Genomic DNA, 249 nt, shown 5'->3' with positions numbered 1-249 from the left:
ATGTTAAGACCAGTAATTCCACTTGTTACCGCATAAGATCCACGAAGAGGAGTTCCTCGGGTGGCGCATGTTTTATTGGGACCAAATACTGCGAAGTCATAGTCATTACCAAGGTCATTAGGAACAATTTCAAATGTAAGAGTTCCTCCTGCAGCAATGGTAAAAGAGTACCATACTGAGAACTTTTCACTACTAAGACAGCCGCCAATGGTTTCCAGAGTATCTCCATGGCCATTGGGAGTGTATGAG

At 43.4% G+C, this 249-nt stretch carries 1 pseudogene; it reads right to left on the bottom strand.

Annotated features, from left to right (window positions below):
- Positions 1-249 (bottom strand): annotated as a pseudogene (locus SB689_RS23800) (gliding motility-associated C-terminal domain-containing protein); the annotation flags it as partial.

This window comes from Chryseobacterium sp. SIMBA_038 (assembly GCF_046535115.1).
Taxonomy (GTDB): Bacteria; Bacteroidota; Bacteroidia; order Flavobacteriales; family Weeksellaceae; genus Chryseobacterium.
The sequence above is the reverse complement of the archived record's forward strand: the minus strand, read 5'-3'. Positions and strand labels throughout refer to the sequence as shown.